The organism is Nocardioides sp. CPCC 206348 (assembly GCF_048654705.1).
Taxonomy (GTDB): domain Bacteria; phylum Actinomycetota; class Actinomycetes; order Propionibacteriales; family Nocardioidaceae; genus Nocardioides.
In genome coordinates this window covers 8,249-9,432 of sequence record NZ_JBMCZA010000113.1, presented here as the reverse complement: position 1 = coordinate 9,432, position 1,184 = coordinate 8,249, and the positions used below count along the sequence as shown (strand labels likewise).

At 68.9% G+C, this 1,184-nt stretch carries 1 protein-coding gene; it reads left to right on the top strand.

What is annotated here, in order from left to right:
* Nucleotides 1-1,184 (top strand): bifunctional metallophosphatase/5'-nucleotidase (locus ACOADB_RS06825; RefSeq protein WP_378597204.1); only part of this gene is annotated, 1,184 nt, incomplete at both ends.

The following is a 1,184-nucleotide window of genomic DNA, read 5'->3' as shown; positions in this document are numbered from 1 at the left end:
GTGTCGGCCGGTCAGTACGGCCAGAACCTCAACAAGCTGGTGTTCTCCGTGGACTCCAGCACCGGCGACGTGGTCGCGAAGGCCCAGTCGATCGTGGCGCTGAACGCCAGCTCGCCGAGCGACCCCGCCGTCGAGGAGATCGTCAACGCGGCCAAGGCGGTGGCTGAGGTCCAGGGCGCCGTCAAGATCGGCGAGATCGCGGCCCCGTTCAACCGGGCCCGGATCACGGGCAGCACCGAGCCGAACCGCGGCGGTGAGTCCACGCTCGGCAACAAGGTGGCCGAGGTGCAGCGCTGGGCGACCCGCAACCCGGAGTCCGGGTCGGCACAGATCGCGTTCATGAACCCCGGCGGCCTTCGCCAGGACATGGTCGGCACGATCAACGGTGACGCCCGCGACCTGACGTACAAGCAGGCCGCCGTCGTCCAGCCGTTCGCCAACACGCTGGTGAACATGGACCTGACGGGTGCCCAGATCGAGACGGTGCTCGAGCAGCAGTGGCAGCGCACCACCGGCGGAACGGTGCCGTCGCGCCCGTTCCTGCGGCTGGGCGCCTCCGACGGCTTCACCTACACCTACGTGGAGACCCCGGTGACCGTCAGCGGCACCGCGACCTTCCAGGGCGAGGTGACCGGGATGTGGCTCGACGGCGAGCCGATCGACCCGGCGGCCACCTACTCGGTCACGGTGAACAAGTTCCTGTCCTCCGGCGGTGACAACTTCTTCGAGTTCGCGAACGGCACCGGGAAGGCCGACACCGGCAAGGTCGACCTGCAGGCGATGGTCGACTACATGGCGGAGTTCTCGGCCACCGAGCCGCTGGCCGTCGACTACAGCCAGCGTGCGGTCGAGGTCGAGTTCCCGGCCGGTGCCCCCTCCGGCTACGAGCCGGGTGGCACGGTGACCTTCGACGTCGGGTCGTGGACCATGTCCAACCCCGACGACGTGAAGGACACCGCGGTCCAGGTCAAGCTCGGCGACACCGTCCTGGGGACCTTCGCGCTGGACAACAGCATCGGGACCGACCGGTACGACCCCTACGGCAAGGCGACCGTCGCGGCCACGCTCCCGGGCGACCTGGAAGCGGGCGCCGTCGACCTCACGCTCGTCGGTGCCGAGACGGGTACGTCGATTATCGTCCCGATCACCGTCATGGAGCCGGACCCGGTGGCGGTCGTCAACAA